The organism is Streptomyces chartreusis NRRL 3882, from assembly GCF_900236475.1.
Classification (GTDB): Bacteria; Actinomycetota; Actinomycetes; order Streptomycetales; family Streptomycetaceae; genus Streptomyces; species Streptomyces chartreusis_D.
The window spans coordinates 1,805,366-1,823,256 of record NZ_LT963352.1 but is presented as its reverse complement, the minus strand read 5'-3'; the positions used below and the strand labels follow the sequence as shown (position 1 = coordinate 1,823,256).

Genomic DNA, 17,891 nt, shown 5'->3' with positions numbered 1-17,891 from the left:
AAAGCCATTCCGGGGGAACGGACACGACTTCGGTACGTCACGACCAGGAGAGACAGTGAAGACCAGCACCGCCAGAGCGATTCAGTGTTCCGCAGCGCTCGCCGCCGCCGGACTCCTCCTCACCGCCTGCGGCTCCTCCGGCGGCAGCGGCTCCGGACAGTCGACGCAGGCCGCGGCGGCGTCGTTCAAGGGCCGCGGCCCCATCACGTACGTCGCCGGCAAGGACACCACCGGCACCGTCCAGACGATCATCGACCGCTGGAACAAGGCACATCCCAAGGAGAAGGTCACCTTCATCCAGCTGCCGACGGACGCCGACTCCCAGCGCCAGCAGATGATCCAGAACGCGGAGACGAAGTCCGACGCCTACACGGTGCTCGCCACCGACGTCGTGTGGACGTCGGAGTTCGCCGCCCACCAGTGGATCGAGCCCCTGCCCGCGAACCAGTTCCCGCTCGGCAAGATGCTCCAGCCGGTCGTGCAGACCGGCCAGTACCGCGGCAAGCTCTACGCCGTCCCCGCCAGCTCCAACGGCGGTCTGCTGTTCTACCGCACCGACCTGCTGAAGAAGGCCGGCGTCACCCAGCCCCCCACCACCTGGGCCCGGATGACCGCCGACTGCGCCAAGGTGAAGAAGCTCCCCGAGGCGAAGAACATGTCCTGTTACGCCGGGCAGTTCCAGAAGTACGAGGGACTGACGGTGAACTTCGCCGAGGCCGTCAACTCCGCCGGCGGCAAGATCGTCGATGCCGACGGCAAGCCCGACGTGGACACGCCGCAGGCCAAGAAGGGCCTGGACTTCCTCGTCAACTCCTTCAAGGACAAGACCATCCCCAAGGAGGCCATCACCTACCAGGAGGAGGACGGCCGCCAGGCGTTCCAGGGAGGCAAACTGATCTTCCTGAACAACTGGCCGTACGTGTACTCCCTGGCCCAGAAGAGCGCCATCAAGGGCAAGTTCGCCGTCGCCCCCCTGCCCGGCCTGAACGGCCCCGGTGCCTCCAGCCTCGGCGGCTCCAACCTGGCCCTGTCGTCCTTCGCCAAGAACAAGGCCACGGCACTGGACTTCATGAAGTTCTTCACCAGCGAGGAGAGCGCGACCTACTTCCTCAAGAACGCCTCCCTCGCCCCGCCCTACGCCGACCTCTACGACAACGCGTCCCTGGACAAGCAGTATCCGTACCTGCCGGACCTCAAGCAGTCGATCACGAAGGCCGTGCCGCGCCCGCGCGTCGTGCAGTATGGCGACGTGACCGCCGCGATCCAGAACGAGGTCTACGCCGCGCTCACCGGAAAGAAGAGCAGCGCACAGGCGCTGAAGGACCTTCAGGCGGATCTCCAGAAGCTGACGGCACAGTGAGGCCGCGGGTCATGGCAGGCACCGCGATCCCACCCGACACCGCCCCGCACGAGCCCGGGCCGGCGGCCGACCGCCGTCCCGGGCGGCCCCCGGCGCCCGAACGCCCCCGGCGACGCCGCCGGGCCACCGCCGGCACCGGCCGTCTGGCCGCGCTCCTGGTCTCCCCGACGCTGCTGGTGCTGACGGTCGTCGTGCTCTACCCGACGCTCATGGCACTCGACGAGTCCCTGTACGGACCCAAGGGCCTGGACCCGAAGACCGGGTTCATCAGCAACACCGAGCCGTTCGTCGGGCTGAGGAACTACACCGACATCTTCACCCAGGCCGGCGACCGCTTCTGGAACGCCTTCTGGAACACCACCTTCTTCACCGTCGTCACGGTGTCGCTGGAGACGGTGATCGGTGTCGCCATGGCGATCGTCATGCACCGGGCCTTCCGGGGCCGGGCCGTGGTGCGGGCCGGCATCCTCGTCCCCTGGGCGATCCCCACGGCCATCTCCGGACTGCTGTGGAAGTGGATCTTCAACGCCGACGGTATCGCCAACGTCCTCCTCGGCCACCAGGTCCTGTGGACCGCCGACGGCTTCTCCGCCAAGATCGCGGTCGTCATCGCCGACGTGTGGAAGACCGCCCCCTTCATCGGGCTGCTGGTCCTGGCCGGCCTCCAGGTGATCCCGAAGGAGGTCTACGAGGCGGCCCGGCTCGACGGTGCGAGCGCCCTCCAGCAGTTCTGGCGCATCACCCTGCCGCTGGTGAAGCCCGCGCTGCTGGTGGCGGTGCTGTTCCGCTGCCTGGACGCGCTGCGGATGTTCGACCTGCCCTACATCCTCATCGGCGCCCAGAAGGGCTCCGTCGAGACGCTGTCGATGCTCGCGCAGAACGAGGCGTCCAACGTCCGCTTCGGACCGGCCTCCGCGTACGCGGTCCTCCTCTTCCTCTACGTCTTCCTCATCGCGCTCGCCTTCGTGCGGCTGCTCGGCGCCGATCTCATCGGGGGCGTCGGCGGGACGAAGAAGCGCAAGTCCCACGCGGTCAGGAGACCGCGCCACCGCGTCCGGGAGGTGACGGCATGACCCTCACGGCCAAGTGGCGGCAGTGGCTGCCCTATCTGGGCATCGCCGTGGTGGTGGCCTACTGCCTGGCCCCGTTCTACTGGATGCTGGTCTCCAGCCTCCGCCGCACCGGCGACATCTTCAGCACCTCGCTGTTCCCCTCCCCGGTGTCGTTCGAGAACTACCGGTCGGTGTTCAGCCCGGCCCAGGGCTTCACCAGGGCCCTGCTCAACAGCCTGATCGTCGCCGGCGTCACGACCGCGATGTCGCTCCTGCTGGCCACGTTCACCGCGTACGCGATGGCCCGGCTGGAGTTCCGTTTCAAGCGGCTGATCCTGACCCTGATCATCGCCACCTCGATGTTCCCGGTGGTGTCGATCGTCGTCCCGCTGCTGAAGCTGTTCACCGACATCGGCTGGATCAACACCTACCAGTCCATGATCGTGCCCAGCATGTCCTTCACGCTGCCGCTGGCGGTGTGGAACCTGACCACGTTCTTCCGGCAGATGCCCGACGAACTGGAACACGCCGCCATGGTCGACGGATGCACCCGCGGCCAGGCCTTCCGCAAGGTCATCGTCCCCCTCGCCGCGCCGGGCATCTTCACCACCGCGATCATCACCTTCATCGCCGCCTGGAACGAGTTCCTCATCGCCCTGTCGATGACCAACAAGCCGAGCATGCAGACCGCGACCGTCGCCATCTCCAAGTTCTCGGGAGCGACGACCTACCAGACGCCGTTCGGCAGCCAGATGGCCGCGGGCGTCGTGGTGACCGTCCCGCTGGTCGTGATGGTGCTGCTGTTCCAGCGCCGTATCGTCGCCGGGCTCACGGCCGGCGCGGCCAAGTAGCCACACAGAAGGAGCCATTCCCCGTGTCCCCCACCGCCCCTTGGTGGCGCAGTGCCGTCATCTACCAGGTCTACATCCGCAGTTTCGCCGACGGCAACGGCGACGGCGTCGGCGACATCGCGGGCCTCCGCTCCCGGCTGCCGTATCTGAGGTCCCTCGGCGTGGACGCCATCTGGATCAACCCCTGGTACAAGTCGCCCATGGCCGACCACGGCTACGACGTCGCCGACTTCCGTGCCATCGACCCCCGCTTCGGCACCCTCGCCGACGCCGAGCGGCTCATCACCGAAGCGCACGAGCACGGGATCCGCGTCATCCCCGACATCGTGCCCAACCACACCTCCGACCAGCACGCCTGGTTCCAGGCGGCGCTTGCGGCCGGGCCGGGCAGCCCGGAACGCGAGCGCTACGTCTTCCGCCCCGGGCGCGGACCCGACGGCACCGAGCCGCCGAACGACTGGGTGTCCTGCTTCGGCGGGCCGGCCTGGACCCGGCTGCCCGACGGCGACTGGTACCTGCACCTGTTCGCACCCCAGCAGCCCGACCTGAACTGGCACCACCCCGAGGTGCGCGCGGAGTTCGAGTCGATCCTGCGGTTCTGGTTCAGCCGGGGCGTCGACGGCTTCCGCATCGACGTCGCCCACGGCCTGATCAAACACCCGGAGCTGCCCGACCTGCCGCCCCGCGCCGAACCCGCGGTGACGGGCCCGCTCACCCGCCGGGACGAGATCCGGCAGCACCTCGACCACCCGCACTGGGACCGGGACGAGGTGCACGAGATATACCGGGCCTGGCGCAAGGTCGCCGACGAGTTCCCCGGTGACCGCTCCTTCGTCGCCGAGGCCTGGGCCGACACACCGGAACGCCTCGCCGCCTACGTCCGCCGGGACGGCCTGCACACCGCCTTCAACTTCGACTTCCTCATGTGCGGCTGGGACGCCAAGGACCTGCGCGCCGTCATCGACGACTCCCTCGCCATGCTCGGCGCGGTGGGGGCGCCCGCCACCTGGGTGCTGTCCAACCACGACGTCATGCGCCACCCCAGCCGCTACGGCCGTACCGCCGCGCGGAGTTGGCTCGCCAACGCGCGGTACGAGCCCGACGGCGCCCTGGACCTGGACCTCGGCATCCGGCGCGCCCGGGCCGCCGCCCTGCTGATGCTCGCCCTGCCCGGCGGCGCCTACGTCTACCAGGGCGAGGAACTCGGCCTCCCCGAGGTCGAGGACCTGCCCGAATCCGCCCTCCAGGACCCGATCTGGGAGCGTTCCGGGCACACGGACCGAGGCCGTGACGGCTGCCGCGTCCCGATCCCCTGGTCGGGCCAGGCGCCCCCCTACGGCTTCAGCCCCGACGACGCGACGGCCGAACCCTGGCTGCCGCAGCCCGCCGACTGGGCCGGACTGAGCGTCGAAGCCCAGACCGGCGACCCGGCCTCCCTGCTGGAGCTCTACCGCACGGCCCTGCGCGTCCGCCGCGAACATCCCGCCCTCGGCGACGGCACCATGACATGGCTGGAGGCTCCGGAGGGGGTCTTGTCGTTCAGCCGCGAGCCCGGTTTCGTGTGCGTGGTCAACCTCTCGGCGGAGCCGTACGAGCTGCCCGCACACGCCCGGCTCCTCCTGGCCGGCGGCCCGCTCGAGGACGGTGTGCTGGGGCCCGACCAGGCGGTGTGGCTGGCGGTGTGACGGAGGTCCTAGGCTGGGCACATGGCTCGCACGGCGGAGGAGATCCCCGTCTCGCTCACGGTCCGGCCGTCGGCGCCGGCGCTCGCGCCGCTGATCGGGGCGCTCGGCTGTGCCGAGGGACGGTTCGCGCACTCCGCCGAGCTGGCCCTGCCGACGGGCGGGGCGCAGTTGCTGGTGAACCTCGACGGGGACACCCTGTCCTCGTCGGGCAGGCGGACCCGGGGCGCGGCTCTGCAGGGGCCGTACACGGCGCCGGCGGTGATCGACCCGGCGCAGCAGCGTGCCGTCGTGTGGGTGGCGTTCCGTCCTGCGGGGGCCTATCCGTTCCTCACCGTCCCGGTCGGTGCGGTCCGCGATCGGCTCGCCGGGCTCGACGAGCTGTGGGGCACGGACGGTGCGGTGCTGCGCGAGCGGCTGCTGGACGCCATGGCCGCCGGTGGCCCGCGGGCGTGTCTGCGGGAACTGGAGACGGTCCTGCTGCGGCGGGCGGAACGTCCCCTGGAGCCCGACCCGGCGGTCCGTCGCGCCGCTGCGCTGCTCGACCGGGGAACGCCGGTGGGCGAGGTCGCCGACCGGCTCGGCTGGACCTCCAGGCGGCTGGCCCGCAGGTGCGCGGAACAGCTGGGGCTCCCGCCGAAGCGGTATGCGCGGGTACGGCGCTTCCAGCGGCTGCTGGGCCGCGTGAACGCCGGGTCCGGGGAGCCGGACTGGGCGCTCCTGGCAGCGGAGTGCGGCTACCACGACCAGGCGCATCTGATCCACGAGTTCCGCGCGCTCGCCGGGATCACCCCGACCGCGTACGCACCGCGCTCGCCCCGGGAACCCAACCACGTCCCGCTCGCCGGATGACGGGCCCGCCCGGCCGACCGATTTCTACAATCCACGGCCGCCCCGGGTGGCGATCGTGAAGGCATGACGAACACAACCGACAAGCCGGCCCTCACCCGGCTCTACGCCCGGCTCGTGGTCTCCGACGGCCCCCGGGCGATCGACTTCTACCGGGCCGCGCTCGGCGCCGAGGAGATCGAGCGGTACACCGGTCCCGAGGGGAAGATCGTGCACGCCCTGCTGCGGCTCGGCGGCGCGGTGATCGCGGTCAAGGACGCCGACGAGAGCGACCCGGCGCCGGACTCGCTCGGCGGCAGCCCGGTGATCATGGCCCTGGACGTGTCCGACGCCGACGCCGTGGCCGAGGCCATGCTGCGGGCCGGGGCGAGCGTGGTGTATCCCGTCGCCGACCAGCACTACGGGCAGCGCGGCGGCCGTCTCGCCGATCCGTTCGGCCATCTCTGGATGATCTCCCAGGCGATCGAGGAGCTGACCCCGGAGGAGATCCAGCGGCGCACGACCGACCTGTTCACCTGACGAGTTCCGCCGCCGCGGTGGTGGTCGCCCGGCCGCCCGGGTGGCGCAGCGCGCACAGGAACCCGATGCCCAGGGCGATGGCCATGCCGTAGAACACCCACTGGTTGGCCTCGGCGAAGTCCATGCGGACGGCGCTCATGGCGTCCCGTGTCGCCTCGGCGGCGGGGCCGGTGCCGGTGGGCGGCCGGGAGTCGCCGTTGCCCGTGACCGACTCGGTGATGTCCCGGGCCACGGCGTCCGCGTCGCCGGCGGGCATGCCGCGGGATCGCAGGGTCTGCACCACGTTGTCGGTCGTGACGTGCGTCAGGACGGTGCCGTAGACGGCCAGGCCCACGCTCGCCGCGTAGTTGCGCACGGTCTGGGTGATGCCGGTGACCTCGCCGTAGGAGGCGCCGATGGCCCGGTTGACGGCGTCCGTCGAGGCGGGCGCGAGGACGAAGCCGATACCCGCCCCGGCGAGTGCCGCGTAGGGCCACTGGTCGTGCATGGACAGGTCGGTGAGCTCGTTCGCCCACAGGGCGAACCCGGCGCAGCCCAGCGCGGTGCCCAGTTTCAGGGCCGGGCGGGCGCCCTGCTTGTCGAGGATCCGGCCGCCCCACTGCGAGGCGATCGCGAAGCCGGCGAAGAAGTACAGCAGGAACAGGGCGGCCTGGTTCGGCGAAGCGCTCAGGGACACCTGGGCGTAGACCGAACTGAAGAAGAACACCGGGACGAACGCGAGCATCGCGAAGAAGAGCACCGCCGCGTCCACCGTGAACGCCTTGTCCCGGAAGACCCGCAGATCGATCAGCGGATGCCGCACCCGGCGCTCGAACCCGACGAAACCGCAGAGCACCGCGAGGCCGCCCGCTACGCACACCCAGGTCGCCCAACTGTCCCAGCCCCAGGACCAGGCCTGCTGGAAACCGAGGACGCTCAGGCCCATGCCGACCGCGATCAGGGCGGCGCCGGGGACGTCCAGGGTGCCGGACCGCCGCCGGTCGGAGATGTGCGCCAGGGCCGTGAGGACCAGCGCCACGACCGCCACGGGCACGTTGACCCAGAAGACGGCCCGCCAGGTCCAGGCGGTCAGCCAGCCGCCCAGCAGCGGGCCGAGGGCGGTCAGGGCGCCGGAGACACCGAAGAACAGGGCGAGTGCGCGTCCGCGCCGCTCGACCGGGAACACCGCCACCACCACGGCCAGGGCCGCGGGGAAGAGCAGGGCGGCCCCGAGCCCCTGGGTGGCCCGGAACACGATCAGCCAGGTCTGCGCGGCGCTGCCGGCGGGGACGCAGCCGCACAGCACCGACGACACGACGAACACCAGCGTGCCGATGACGACGATCCGGCGAGGCCCGTAGAGGTCCGCGAGGCGACCGCCTAGGGCGAAGAACGCCGCGAGGGCCAGCAGGTAGGCGTTCACCACCCACTGCATGCCGGACGACGACAGATCCAGTTCGCGGACGATGTCCGGTGCCGCGATGGACACGATGGTCTGGTCGATGAAGGTCATGGCGACGGCGAACATCATCGCCGTCAGCGCCACAGTCTGCTGCGGCACCGTGCGGGAGGGGGCCGCGGTCCCGCCGCGCCCCGGGCGCGTGCTGCTCACGGATTCAGTCTGCGCCCGGGCATGCCCTGACGCATCAGGGGTCTCTTTCCGCCCCGGACGGCACAGCGATACTCCCGAACACGTCCGCGGCAACCCCTCGGCGGTGTGAGGACGACCTCGTCGGCCATGTGACCACGCCCGCCGCGGACGCGGCGTCGGACGTGCAGGATGCGGGCACCAAGGAGGACAGACACCCGAACGACGGAGAGGCAGACGATGGTCCCAGCGGAACCGGAACCCCAGCGGATCGGCATACCCGCCGAGTCCACTGCGGGCGAGACCAGGGTGGCGGCGACGCCGGCCACCGTGGGGAGACTTGCCGCGCTCGGCTACGAGGTGGTGGTCGAACCGGGGGCGGGGGCCTCGTCCCGCTTCTCCGACGCGGCCTACGAGGAGGCGGGAGCCCGCCTCGGCGACCCGTGGCAGGCGGAGATCGTGCTCAAGGTGAACGGCCCGTCGAGCGACGAGATCGGCCGGCTGCGGGACGGGGCGACGCTGATCGCGCTCATCGGCCCCGCGTTGCACCCGGAACTGGTCGACGAGCTGGCGCGGCGGCCGATCACCGTCCTCGCCATGGACGCCGTGCCGCGCATCTCCCGCGCCCAGTCCCTGGACGTGCTCAGCTCGATGGCGAACATCGCCGGATACCGGGCCGTCGTCGAGGCCGCGCACGCCTTCGGCCGGTTCTTCACCGGCCAGGTGACCGCCGCCGGCAAGGTGCCGCCCGCCAAGGTGCTGGTCGCCGGTGCCGGGGTCGCCGGACTCGCCGCGATCGGCGCGGCCCGCAGCCTCGGTGCCGTGGTCCGCGCCACCGACCCCCGGCCCGAGGTCGCCGAGCAGGTGCGCTCGCTGGGCGGGGAGTTCCTGACGGTGGGCGTCGAGCAGGAGGTGAGCACCGACGGTTACGCGAGGGCCACCTCGGAGGACTACGACCGGCTCGCCGCGCGGCTGTACGCCGAGCAGGCCGCCGACGTCGACATCATCATCACCACCGCGCTCATCCCGGGCCGCCCGGCGCCGCGACTGGTCACCGCCGAGGACGTCGCGCGGATGAAGCCCGGCAGCGTGATCGTCGACATGGCCGCGGCCCAGGGCGGCAACGTCGAGGGCACGGTCGCCGGGAAGGCCGTCGTCACCGACAACGACGTGACGATCATCGGCTACACCGACCTGCCCGGCAGGCTCCCGGCCCAGGCCTCGCAGCTGTACGGCACCAACGTCGTCAACCTGATGAAGCTGCTCACCCCGGGCAAGGACGGCCGGCTGGTCCTGGACTTCGACGACGTGGTGCAGCGGTCGATGACCGTGGTCCGCGACGGCGAGAAGACCTGGCCGCCGCCCCCGGTCCAGGTGTCCGCCGCACCGGCCCCCGCGGGCGGCGCGGAACCGGCCGCGCCCGCCGCGGCACCGGCGAAGCCCGCGCGCCCCGCGTGGTCGTCGTACGCCCTCGTCGGCGGCGGAGCGCTCGCGCTGTTCCTGGTGACGGCCTTCTCACCGAGCGAACTCATCGGCCACTTCACGGTGTTCGTGCTGGCGATCGTCATCGGCTTCTACGTCATCGGCAACGTGCACCACGCGCTGCACACCCCGCTGATGTCGGTCACCAACGCCATCTCCGGGATCGTCGTGGTCGGCGCGCTGCTCCAGATCGGGCACGGGAACACCGCCGTCACCGTGCTGTCGTTCGCCGCGATCCTGCTGGCGAGCATCAACATCTTCGGCGGATTCGCCGTCACCCGCCGCATGCTCGGCATGTTCTCGAAGGGCTGATCACGGATGACCACAGTCACGGCCTCAGAAGCCGCCTACGTCGTCGCCGCGCTGCTGTTCATCCTCAGCCTCGCCGGACTCTCGCAGCACCGGACCTCGCGCTCGGGAGTCGTCTGGGGCATCGCGGGCATGGTCGTCGCGCTGGCCGCCACCGTCGGCCTCGCCTCGAAGAGCATCACCGCCACCGGCCTCGTGCTGATCGTCGTCGCGACCGCCATCGGCGCGGGCATCGGACTGTGGCGGGCCCGGGTGGTCGAGATGACCGGCATGCCCGAGCTGATCGCCATCATGCACAGCCTCGTCGGCCTCGCCGCCGCGTTCGTCGGCTGGAACGGCTACCTCGACGTCGACGCCGAGCTCACCGGTTCGCTGCTCGGCATCCACCACGCCGAGGTGTTCATCGGGGTGTTCATCGGCGCCGTCACCTTCACGGGTTCCGTCGTCGCGTACCTGAAGCTCTCGGCACGCATCGACTCCCGCCCGCTCACGCTGCCCGGCAAGCACGTCCTGAACATCGGTGCCCTGGTCGCCTTCGTCGCGCTCACCGTCGCGTTCGTGGCCCGCCCGAACATGGGTCTCCTCATCGCGGTGACCGTCATCGCCCTGGCCCTGGGCGCGCACCTGGTCGCCTCCATCGGCGGCGGTGACATGCCGGTGGTCGTCTCCATGCTCAACAGCTACTCCGGCTGGGCCGCCGCCGCCTCGGGCTTCCTGCTCGCCAACAACCTGCTGATCGTCACCGGCGCGCTGGTCGGCTCCTCCGGTGCCTACCTGTCGTACATCATGTGCAAGGCGATGAACCGCTCCTTCATCTCGGTGATCGCGGGCGGATTCGGGACGCCGGCGGCGGCGGCCGACGACGGCGAGCACGGGGAGCACCGGGAGATCAGCGCGGAGGAGACCGCGGAACTCCTGCGCGACGCCTCCTCGGTGATCATCACGCCGGGCTACGGCATGGCGGTCGCCCAGGCCCAGTACCCGGTCGCCGAGCTGGCGCGCAAGCTGCGCGAGCGGGGCGTCGAGGTGCGCTTCGGCATCCACCCCGTCGCCGGCCGGCTGCCCGGGCACATGAACGTGCTGCTGGCCGAGGCGAACGTGCCGTACGACATCGTTCTGGAAATGGACGAGATCAACGACGACTTCGCCGCCACCTCGGTCGTCCTGGTCATCGGCGCCAACGACACCGTCAACCCGGCCGCCACCGACAACCCGTCGAGCCCCATCGCGGGCATGCCGGTGCTGCACGTGTGGGAGGCGGCCAACGTGGTCGTCTTCAAGCGGTCGATGGCCGCCGGGTACGCCGGTGTGCAGAACCCGCTGTTCTTCCGGGAGAACAGCCAGATGCTCTTCGGCGACGCCAAGCAGCGCGTGGAGGACATCCTGCGCAGCCTCGACGCCCTGGACACCCCGCTCCGGGAGATGGCGGGCACGTCCGGCTGATCCACTGGGCACCCACACGGGAAGGCCGGCTCGACGGTGTCGAGCCGGCCTTCCCGTGTCCTCCCGCGTGCCGCCGCGCGGTCAGTCCGTGCCGGACTCCATCGCGGCGCGGTCCAGCCACGCGTCCTCGTCGGAGACCTCGCCCCGGGAGGCGATGGCCTCGGCGCCGCCCTGCGGCAGCTCCGGCATGGTGCCGATCAGCCCGGTCGCGGCCGCCTGGGAGGCGCCGATGGTCGGGCTGCCGGTGCCGATCAGGCCGATGCCGGCGTACTGCTCCAGCTTGGCGCGGGAGTCGGCGATGTCCAGGTTGCGCATGGTGAGCTGGCCGATCCGGTCCACCGGGCCGAACGCGGAGTCCTCCGTGCGCTCCATGGACAGCTTGTCCGGGTGGTAGCTGAACGCCGGGCCGGTCGTGTCGAGGATCGAGTAGTCCTCACCGCGCCGCAGCCGCAGCGTCACCTCGCCGGTGACGGCCGCGCCGACCCACCGCTGCAGCGACTCGCGGATCATCAGCGCCTGCGGGTCCAGCCAGCGGCCCTCGTACATCAGCCGGCCGAGCCGCCGTCCCTCGGTGTGGTACTGGGCGAGGGTGTCCTCGTTGTGGATCGCGTTGACCAGGCGCTCGTACGCGGCGTGCAGCAGGGCCATGCCCGGGGCCTCGTAGATGCCGCGGCTCTTGGCCTCGATGATCCGGTTCTCGATCTGGTCCGACATGCCCAGGCCGTGCCGGCCGCCGATGGCGTTGGCCTCCATGACCAGGTCGACGGGGGAGGAGAACTCCTTGCCGTTGATCGTCACGGGGCGGCCCTGGTCGAAGCCGATCGTCACGTCCTCGGTGGCGATCTCGACCTCGGGGTCCCAGAACTTCACGCCCATGATCGGCTCGACGGTCTCGATGCCGGTGTCCAGGTGCTCCAGGGTCTTGGCCTCGTGCGTGGCGCCCCAGATGTTGGCGTCGGTGGAGTACGCCTTCTCCGTGCTGTCGCGGTAGGGCAGCCCGTGGGCGAGCAGCCACTCCGACATCTCCTTGCGGCCGCCGAGCTCGGTCACGAACGCCGCGTCCAGCCAGGGCTTGTAGATCCTGAGGTGCGGGTTGGCGAGCAGGCCGTAGCGGTAGAACCGCTCGATGTCGTTGCCCTTGAAGGTCGAGCCGTCGCCCCAGATCTGGACGTCGTCCTCCAGCATCGCCCGCACCAGCAGCGTGCCCGTGACGGCACGGCCGAGCGGCGTGGTGTTGAAGTACGCCCGCCCGCCCGAGCGGATGTGGAACGCCCCGCAGGTCAGCGCGGCCAGGCCCTCCTCGACCAGCGCGGCCCGGCAGTCGACCAGACGCGCGATCTCGGCCCCGTAGGTCTTGGCACGGCCGGGCACCGACGCGATGTCGGGTTCGTCGTACTGGCCGATGTCGGCGGTGTAGGTGCACGGGACGGCGCCCTTGTCGCGCATCCACGCGACCGCGACGGAGGTGTCGAGACCGCCCGAGAAGGCGATGCCGACGCGCTCGCCGGCGGGCAGGGAGGTGAGGACCTTGGACATAGAAAGAGTATGTATCACTTTGCATATTCATGCAAGCTCGGTATGCGGAACCGTTGGCGCAACCGCCATTCCCGCTGCTCCCGGTCAGGAACCCGCCGAGCCGGACCCCCCGAGCGCCCCCAGAATCCGCTCCGCCGCCAGCGTCGGGGTCAGCTCGCCCGCCCGGACCCGCTGTTCCAGCGCCGGAGCCAGCGCCCGCACCGCCGGGTCCGCGTGCAGCCGGCCGAGGAGTTCCTCGCGGACCATGGTCCAGGTCCAGTCGACCTGCTGGTCACGGCGCTTGGCGGTGAGGCGGCCGGTGGAGTCCAGCAGCGAGCGGTGCTGTTCGAGGCGCTCCCACACCGTGTCCAGGCCGTTCGACTCCCGCGCGCTGCAGCTGAGCACGGGCGGGGTCCAGAACGCGTCCTTGCCGTGCATCAGCCGCAGCGCGCCCGACAGCTCCCGCGCGGCGGCCCGGGCGTCCCGCTCGTGCGGCCCGTCCGCCTTGTTCACGGCGATCACGTCGGCCAGTTCCAGGACGCCCTTCTTGATGCCCTGGAGCTGGTCGCCCGTGCGGGCGAGGGTGAGCAGCAGGAAGGAGTCGACCATGTTCGCGACCGCGGTCTCGGACTGGCCGACGCCGACCGTCTCCACCAGGACCACGTCGTAGCCCGCCGCCTCCATCACCACGATCGACTCACGCGTCGCCTTGGCGACCCCGCCCAGCGTGCCCGCGGTGGGGGAGGGGCGGACGAACGCCGCGGGGTCCACCGCCAGCCGTTCCATCCGCGTCTTGTCGCCGAGGATCGAGCCGCCGGTACGGCTGGAGGACGGGTCGACGGCGAGCACCGCCACCCGGTGCCCGAGCCCCGTCAGCATCGAGCCGAACGCGTCGATGAACGTCGACTTGCCCACACCCGGCACCCCGCTGACCCCGATCCGCCGGGCCCGGCCGCTGTGCGGCAGCAGTGCGGTCAGCAACTCCTGGGCCAGCGCCCGGTGCTGAGGCCGGGTCGACTCGACGAGCGTGATGGCCCGGGCGATGATCGCCCGCTTCCCGTCGAGTACGCCCTTCACATACGCGTCGACGTCGATCACAGGTCGTGCCCGAGTCCGTCCGACAGTCGCTTCACCAGGTCGTACGCCGCGTCCGGGATCACCGTCCCCGGCGGGAAGACCGCCGCCGCGCCCATCTCCAGCAGCGTCGGCACGTCCTGCGGCGGGATCACCCCGCCGACCACGATCATGATGTCCTCGCGCCCCTCCTCGGCGAGCTGCTCGCGCAGCGCCGGGACGAGGGTGAGGTGACCGGCCGCGAGCGAGGAGACACCGACGATGTGCACGTCCGCCTCGACGGCCTGCCGGGCCACCTCGGCGGGCGTCTGGAACAGCGGGCCGACGTCCACGTCGAAGCCGAGGTCGGCGAAGGCGGTCGCGATCACCTTCTGGCCGCGGTCGTGGCCGTCCTGGCCCATCTTCGCCACCAGGATGCGCGGGCGGCGGCCCTCGGCCTCCTCGAAGTCGGAGACCAGGGCTCGGGTGCGGTCCACGGACGGGGACTCCCCTGCTTCGTTGCGGTACACGCCGGAGATCGTACGGATCTGGCTCGCGTGCCGGCCGTACACCTTCTCCAGGGCGTCGGAGATCTCCCCGACGGTCGCCTTCGCCCGGGCCGCGTGCACCGCCAGCTCCAGCAGGTTGCCCTCGCCGGCGGCGGCCCGGGTCAGCGCTTCCAGCGCCTCCTGGCACGCCCTCTCGTCCCGCTCCGCCCGCAGCCGCCGCAGCTTCTCGATCTGCTGGGCGCGCACGGAGGAGTTGTCGACCTTCAGGACCTCGATCTGCTCGTCGCTGTCCACCCGGTACTTGTTGACGCCGACGACCGGCTGCCGGCCCGAGTCGATCCGGGCCTGCGTGCGGGCCGCGGCCTCCTCGATGCGCAGCTTGGGGATGCCCGCGTCGATGGCCTTGGCCATGCCGCCCGCGGCCTCGACCTCCTGGATGTGCTGCCAGGCCCGCCGGGCGAGGTCGTACGTCAGCCGTTCGACGTAGGCACTGCCGCCCCACGGGTCGATCACGCGGGTCGTGCCGGACTCCTGCTGGAGCAGCAGCTGCGTGTTGCGGGCGATCCGCGCCGAGAAGTCGGTCGGCAGGGCCAGCGCCTCGTCCAGGGCGTTGGTGTGCAGCGACTGGGTGTGCCCCTGCGTCGCCGCCATCGCCTCGACGCAGGTGCGCGTCACGTTGTTGAACACGTCCTGCGCGGTCAGCGACCAGCCGGAGGTCTGCGAATGGGTCCGCAGGGAAAGCGACTTGGCGTTCTTCGGGTCGAACTGCCGCACCAGCTTGGCCCACAGCAGGCGCGCCGCCCGCAGCTTGGCGACCTCCATGAAGAAGTTCATGCCGATCGCCCAGAAGAACGACAGCCGGGGCGCGAACGCGTCCACGTCCAGGCCGGCTTCCCGGCCTGCCCGGATGTACTCCACGCCGTCCGCGAGCGTGTACGCCAGCTCCAGGTCGGCCGTCGCGCCCGCCTCCTGGATGTGGTAGCCGGAGATGGAGATGGAGTTGTAGCGCGGCATCCGCTGCGAGGTGAAGGCGAAGATGTCGGAGATGATCCGCATCGACGGCTTCGGCGGATAGATGTAGGTGTTGCGGACCATGAACTCCTTGAGGATGTCGTTCTGGATGGTCCCGGCCAGCTTCTCGGGCGGCACGCCCTGTTCCTCGGCGGCGACGATGTACAGCGCCAGCACCGGCAGCACGGCGCCGTTCATCGTCATCGACACCGTCATCCTGTCCAGCGGGATCCCGTCGAACAGCTGCCGCATGTCGTAGATCGAGTCGATCGCCACGCCCGCCATGCCGACGTCACCGGTCACGCGCGGGTGGTCGCTGTCGTACCCCCGGTGCGTGGGCAGGTCGAAGGCGACCGACAGGCCCTTCTGCCCGGCCGCGAGGTTGCGCCGGTAGAAGGCGTTCGATTCCTCGGCCGTGGAGAAACCGGCGTACTGACGGATCGTCCAGGGCTGGTTGACGTACATCGTCGGGTACGGGCCCCGCAGATACGGCGCCGCGCCCGGATACGTGTCCAGGAAGTCCAGGCCCTCCAGGTCACGACCGGTGTACAGCGGCTTGACCGTGATGCCCTCCGGGGTCTCCCACAGCAGGTCGTCACCGCCGGAGGCGTTCTTGACCGCCGTACGCCACTCGTCGGGGCCGCCGTCACAGGCCGGGGTCCCCAGCTCGATCCCGGAGAAGTCGGGGACGGAACGGTCGGAGGGGGCGGTCATCAGGACACTCCCATGCGGTCGAGGGTCGCGGAGAGCACGGCCACGGCATCGCAGCCCGCGAAGACGTACGCGTCGACACCCGGGTACTCCCCGGGCCGCCCGGCGAGGAACACGTGTGAGGCGCCCGCCTCCCTGAGCTCCGCGGCCCGGGCCGCCGCCTGCTCCTCGTACACGGCGTCGCTGGAGCACAGCACGGCCTCCGTCGCACCGCTCTCCGCGAACGTGCCCCCGGTGACCGGCTCGATGCCGCCCGCCTGGAACAGGTTCGACGCGAAGGTGAGGCGTGCGGTGTGGGCGGCGGCCGGGCCGAGCGCGGCGAGGAAGATCCGGGGCCGGGAGCCGGTCGCGGCGAGATGCGCGTCCGAGCGGGCCCGCAGTGCCTCGAAGGCCTCGTCGCGGCGCACCCGCGGCAGGCCGCCGGACGGCCGCTCGGGCGCGCTCTCGCGCACGACCGGCTTCTCGGCCAGGTGGGGGAACTCGCTGACGCCGGTGATGGGTTCGCGCCGCTTGGCCAGCCTGGCGGTGCGCGCCCGCCAGGTCTCGGCGAGGTCCTGCTCGACGTCCCCGGAGCGCAGGGCGGCCGCCATGCCACCGAGCCGCTCGATCCGCCGGAGAAACTCCCAGCCCGCGTGGGCGAGTTCGTCGGTGAGCCGCTCCACGTACCAGGAGCCGCCCGCCGGGTCGATCACCCGGGACAGGTGCGACTCCTCGATGAGGATCGTGGAGGTGTTGCGGGCGATACGGCGGGCGAACGCGTCCGGCAGGCCGAGGGCGTGGTCGAAGGGCAGCACGGTGACCGAGTCGGCACCGCCCGCACCGGCGGCCAGCGTGGCGATGGTCGTGCGCAGCATGTTCACCCACGGGTCGCGGCGCGTCATCATCACCGGAGACGTCACGACGTGCTGGAGCTGCGCCCCTGCACGCGGCGCCCCGCAGACCTCGGCCACCCGCGCCCACAGCCGGCGCGCGGCCCGCAGCTTGGCGATCGTCAGGAACTGGTCGGCGGTCGCCGCGTACCGGAACTCCAGCTGCGCACAGGCCTGTTCGACGCTCAGCCCGGCCTCGGTGAGGTCCCGCAGATACGCAACTCCCGTGGCCAGCGAGCAGCCCAGCTCCTGGGCGGCCGAGCCGCCGGCCTCGTGGTACGGCAGGGCGTCCACGGTAATCGCCCGCAGCCCCGGGTACCCCTCGGCACACAGCCGCGCGAGCTCGGCCGCCGGGGCGACGTCGCCCTGCTGCCCGCTCCGGGCCTCATGACCCAGCGGATCCGCGCCCAGGTTGCCGCGTGCCGCCTCCCGTGCGACACCGCGCTCCTCGTACAGCCGCAGCAACTCCCGTGCCGCGGGCCCGGGTTCACGTCCCGCGTCGAGGACAACCGGGGCGAGGTCGAGAAGGACGCCGTCGAGGACCCGGCCGAGCTCCGGCAGCGGAATGCCGCCTTCCCCCACGGCCAGCCACAGGGAGGTGACGCCGTTCTCCAGATCCGTGAGCACCGCGCCGCCGTCGGCCACCGTGTGCCGCTGCCGTACGTCCCAGCCGCCGAGCGTGTTCCCCTCGGCCCGGCCGCCCCGCACGTAGGGTGCGAATCCGGGCAGACCCGGCTCGGGCGCGGTGTCGTGCGCGGTGTAGAGAGGCCGGGTGCGCAGCCCGTCCTCCAGCGCGGTGGACAGGGCTTCCTCGGCCTCGGCGCCCTCCACTTCCCTGCCCGACTTGCGCAGCACACCCGCCACAAGGCGCTGCCACTGCTCATGGGGCACGTCAGGGAAATCGCCGGCCAGCTCGAGCCCGTCGTCAGGCAGGACCGTCATGCTCGGATGCTAGGACACGGACACAGAGGAGCAGCAGTGGGCGAGGCTGTGACCTTGCCCTCCCCGTTTCTGTGATCGTGCTCTCCCCGCGATGAGGCCCCGTGGAGGTCGCGCGGACAGGCGGGAGTTGGCTCCGGTAGCATCGGCGGCATGTCTGGTGCTTCGTG

The 17,891-nt window shown here is 71.2% G+C and carries 13 protein-coding genes; 8 read left to right on the top strand and 5 right to left on the bottom strand.

What is annotated here, in order from left to right; translation table 11 throughout:
* Positions 1-55 precede the first annotated feature (55 nt).
* From SCNRRL3882_RS08140 to SCNRRL3882_RS08115, 6 genes are all read left to right on the top strand, one after another.
* Positions 56-1,360, top strand: coding sequence for an ABC transporter substrate-binding protein (locus tag SCNRRL3882_RS08140; protein ID WP_010039158.1), 1,305 nt, complete (start codon positions 56-58; stop codon positions 1,358-1,360).
* Between the two features lie 11 nt (positions 1,361-1,371).
* Positions 1,372-2,433: a carbohydrate ABC transporter permease gene (locus SCNRRL3882_RS08135; RefSeq protein WP_010039156.1), complete on the top strand. Its 1,062-nt coding sequence runs from the start codon at positions 1,372-1,374 to the stop codon at positions 2,431-2,433.
* Positions 2,430-3,263, top strand: coding sequence for a carbohydrate ABC transporter permease (locus tag SCNRRL3882_RS08130; RefSeq protein WP_010039154.1), 834 nt, complete (start codon positions 2,430-2,432; stop codon positions 3,261-3,263). Before SCNRRL3882_RS08135 ends, SCNRRL3882_RS08130 begins: the two co-directional genes overlap by 4 nt.
* 23 nt (positions 3,264-3,286) lie before the next feature.
* Positions 3,287-4,948, top strand: a complete 1,662-nt coding sequence (locus SCNRRL3882_RS08125) for a glycoside hydrolase family 13 protein (protein WP_010039152.1) — start codon at positions 3,287-3,289, stop codon at positions 4,946-4,948.
* A 21-nt stretch (positions 4,949-4,969) separates the two neighbouring features.
* Positions 4,970-5,797, top strand: a complete 828-nt coding sequence (locus tag SCNRRL3882_RS08120; protein WP_010039151.1) for a helix-turn-helix domain-containing protein — start codon at positions 4,970-4,972, stop codon at positions 5,795-5,797.
* A gap of 63 nt (positions 5,798-5,860) precedes the next feature.
* The gene (locus SCNRRL3882_RS08115; RefSeq protein ID WP_010039146.1) at positions 5,861-6,313 is read left to right on the top strand and encodes a VOC family protein; all 453 of its coding nucleotides are present in this window, start codon (positions 5,861-5,863) and stop codon (positions 6,311-6,313) included.
* Here SCNRRL3882_RS08115 and SCNRRL3882_RS08110 read toward each other — a convergent pair.
* Positions 6,306-7,823, bottom strand: a complete 1,518-nt coding sequence (locus tag SCNRRL3882_RS08110) for an MFS transporter (RefSeq protein ID WP_050810225.1) — start codon at positions 7,821-7,823, stop codon at positions 6,306-6,308. The genes SCNRRL3882_RS08115 and SCNRRL3882_RS08110 overlap by 8 nt on opposite strands.
* Positions 7,824-8,120: 297 nt before the next feature.
* Here SCNRRL3882_RS08110 and SCNRRL3882_RS08105 point away from each other — a divergent pair, with 297 nt between their 5' ends.
* Together SCNRRL3882_RS08105 and pntB are read left to right on the top strand one after the other, a co-directional pair.
* Complete coding sequence (locus SCNRRL3882_RS08105) at positions 8,121-9,674, top strand: Re/Si-specific NAD(P)(+) transhydrogenase subunit alpha (RefSeq protein WP_010039139.1); 1,554 nt, start codon at positions 8,121-8,123, stop codon at positions 9,672-9,674.
* A 6-nt stretch (positions 9,675-9,680) separates the two neighbouring features.
* Entirely contained in the window at positions 9,681-11,114 is a 1,434-nt protein-coding gene (pntB, locus tag SCNRRL3882_RS08100) for a Re/Si-specific NAD(P)(+) transhydrogenase subunit beta (protein ID WP_010039138.1), read from the top strand.
* 81 nt (positions 11,115-11,195) lie between these two features.
* Here the strand turns inward: pntB and argG are convergent, their stop codons facing one another.
* The 4 genes from argG to SCNRRL3882_RS08080 all read right to left on the bottom strand — a co-directional run bounded on the left by argG (position 11,196) and on the right by SCNRRL3882_RS08080 (position 17,724).
* Positions 11,196-12,650: an argininosuccinate synthase gene (gene argG, locus SCNRRL3882_RS08095; protein ID WP_010039136.1), complete on the bottom strand. Its 1,455-nt coding sequence runs from the start codon at positions 12,648-12,650 to the stop codon at positions 11,196-11,198.
* 84 nt (positions 12,651-12,734) lie between these two features.
* A complete protein-coding gene (gene meaB / locus SCNRRL3882_RS08090; RefSeq protein WP_010039134.1) occupies positions 12,735-13,727 on the bottom strand; it encodes a methylmalonyl Co-A mutase-associated GTPase MeaB in 993 nt (330 codons plus the stop codon).
* On the bottom strand, positions 13,724-15,916 hold the full coding sequence (gene scpA / locus SCNRRL3882_RS08085; protein ID WP_010039130.1) for a methylmalonyl-CoA mutase: 2,193 nt from the start codon (positions 15,914-15,916) through the stop codon (positions 13,724-13,726). Before scpA ends, meaB begins: the two co-directional genes overlap by 4 nt.
* Positions 15,916-17,724 carry a methylmalonyl-CoA mutase family protein gene (locus SCNRRL3882_RS08080; RefSeq protein WP_010039128.1) on the bottom strand — a complete coding sequence of 603 codons (1,809 nt, stop codon included), beginning with the start codon at positions 17,722-17,724 and terminating at the stop codon, positions 15,916-15,918. The genes scpA and SCNRRL3882_RS08080 overlap by 1 nt, the downstream gene beginning before the upstream one ends.
* Positions 17,725-17,891: the final 167 nt, after the last annotated feature.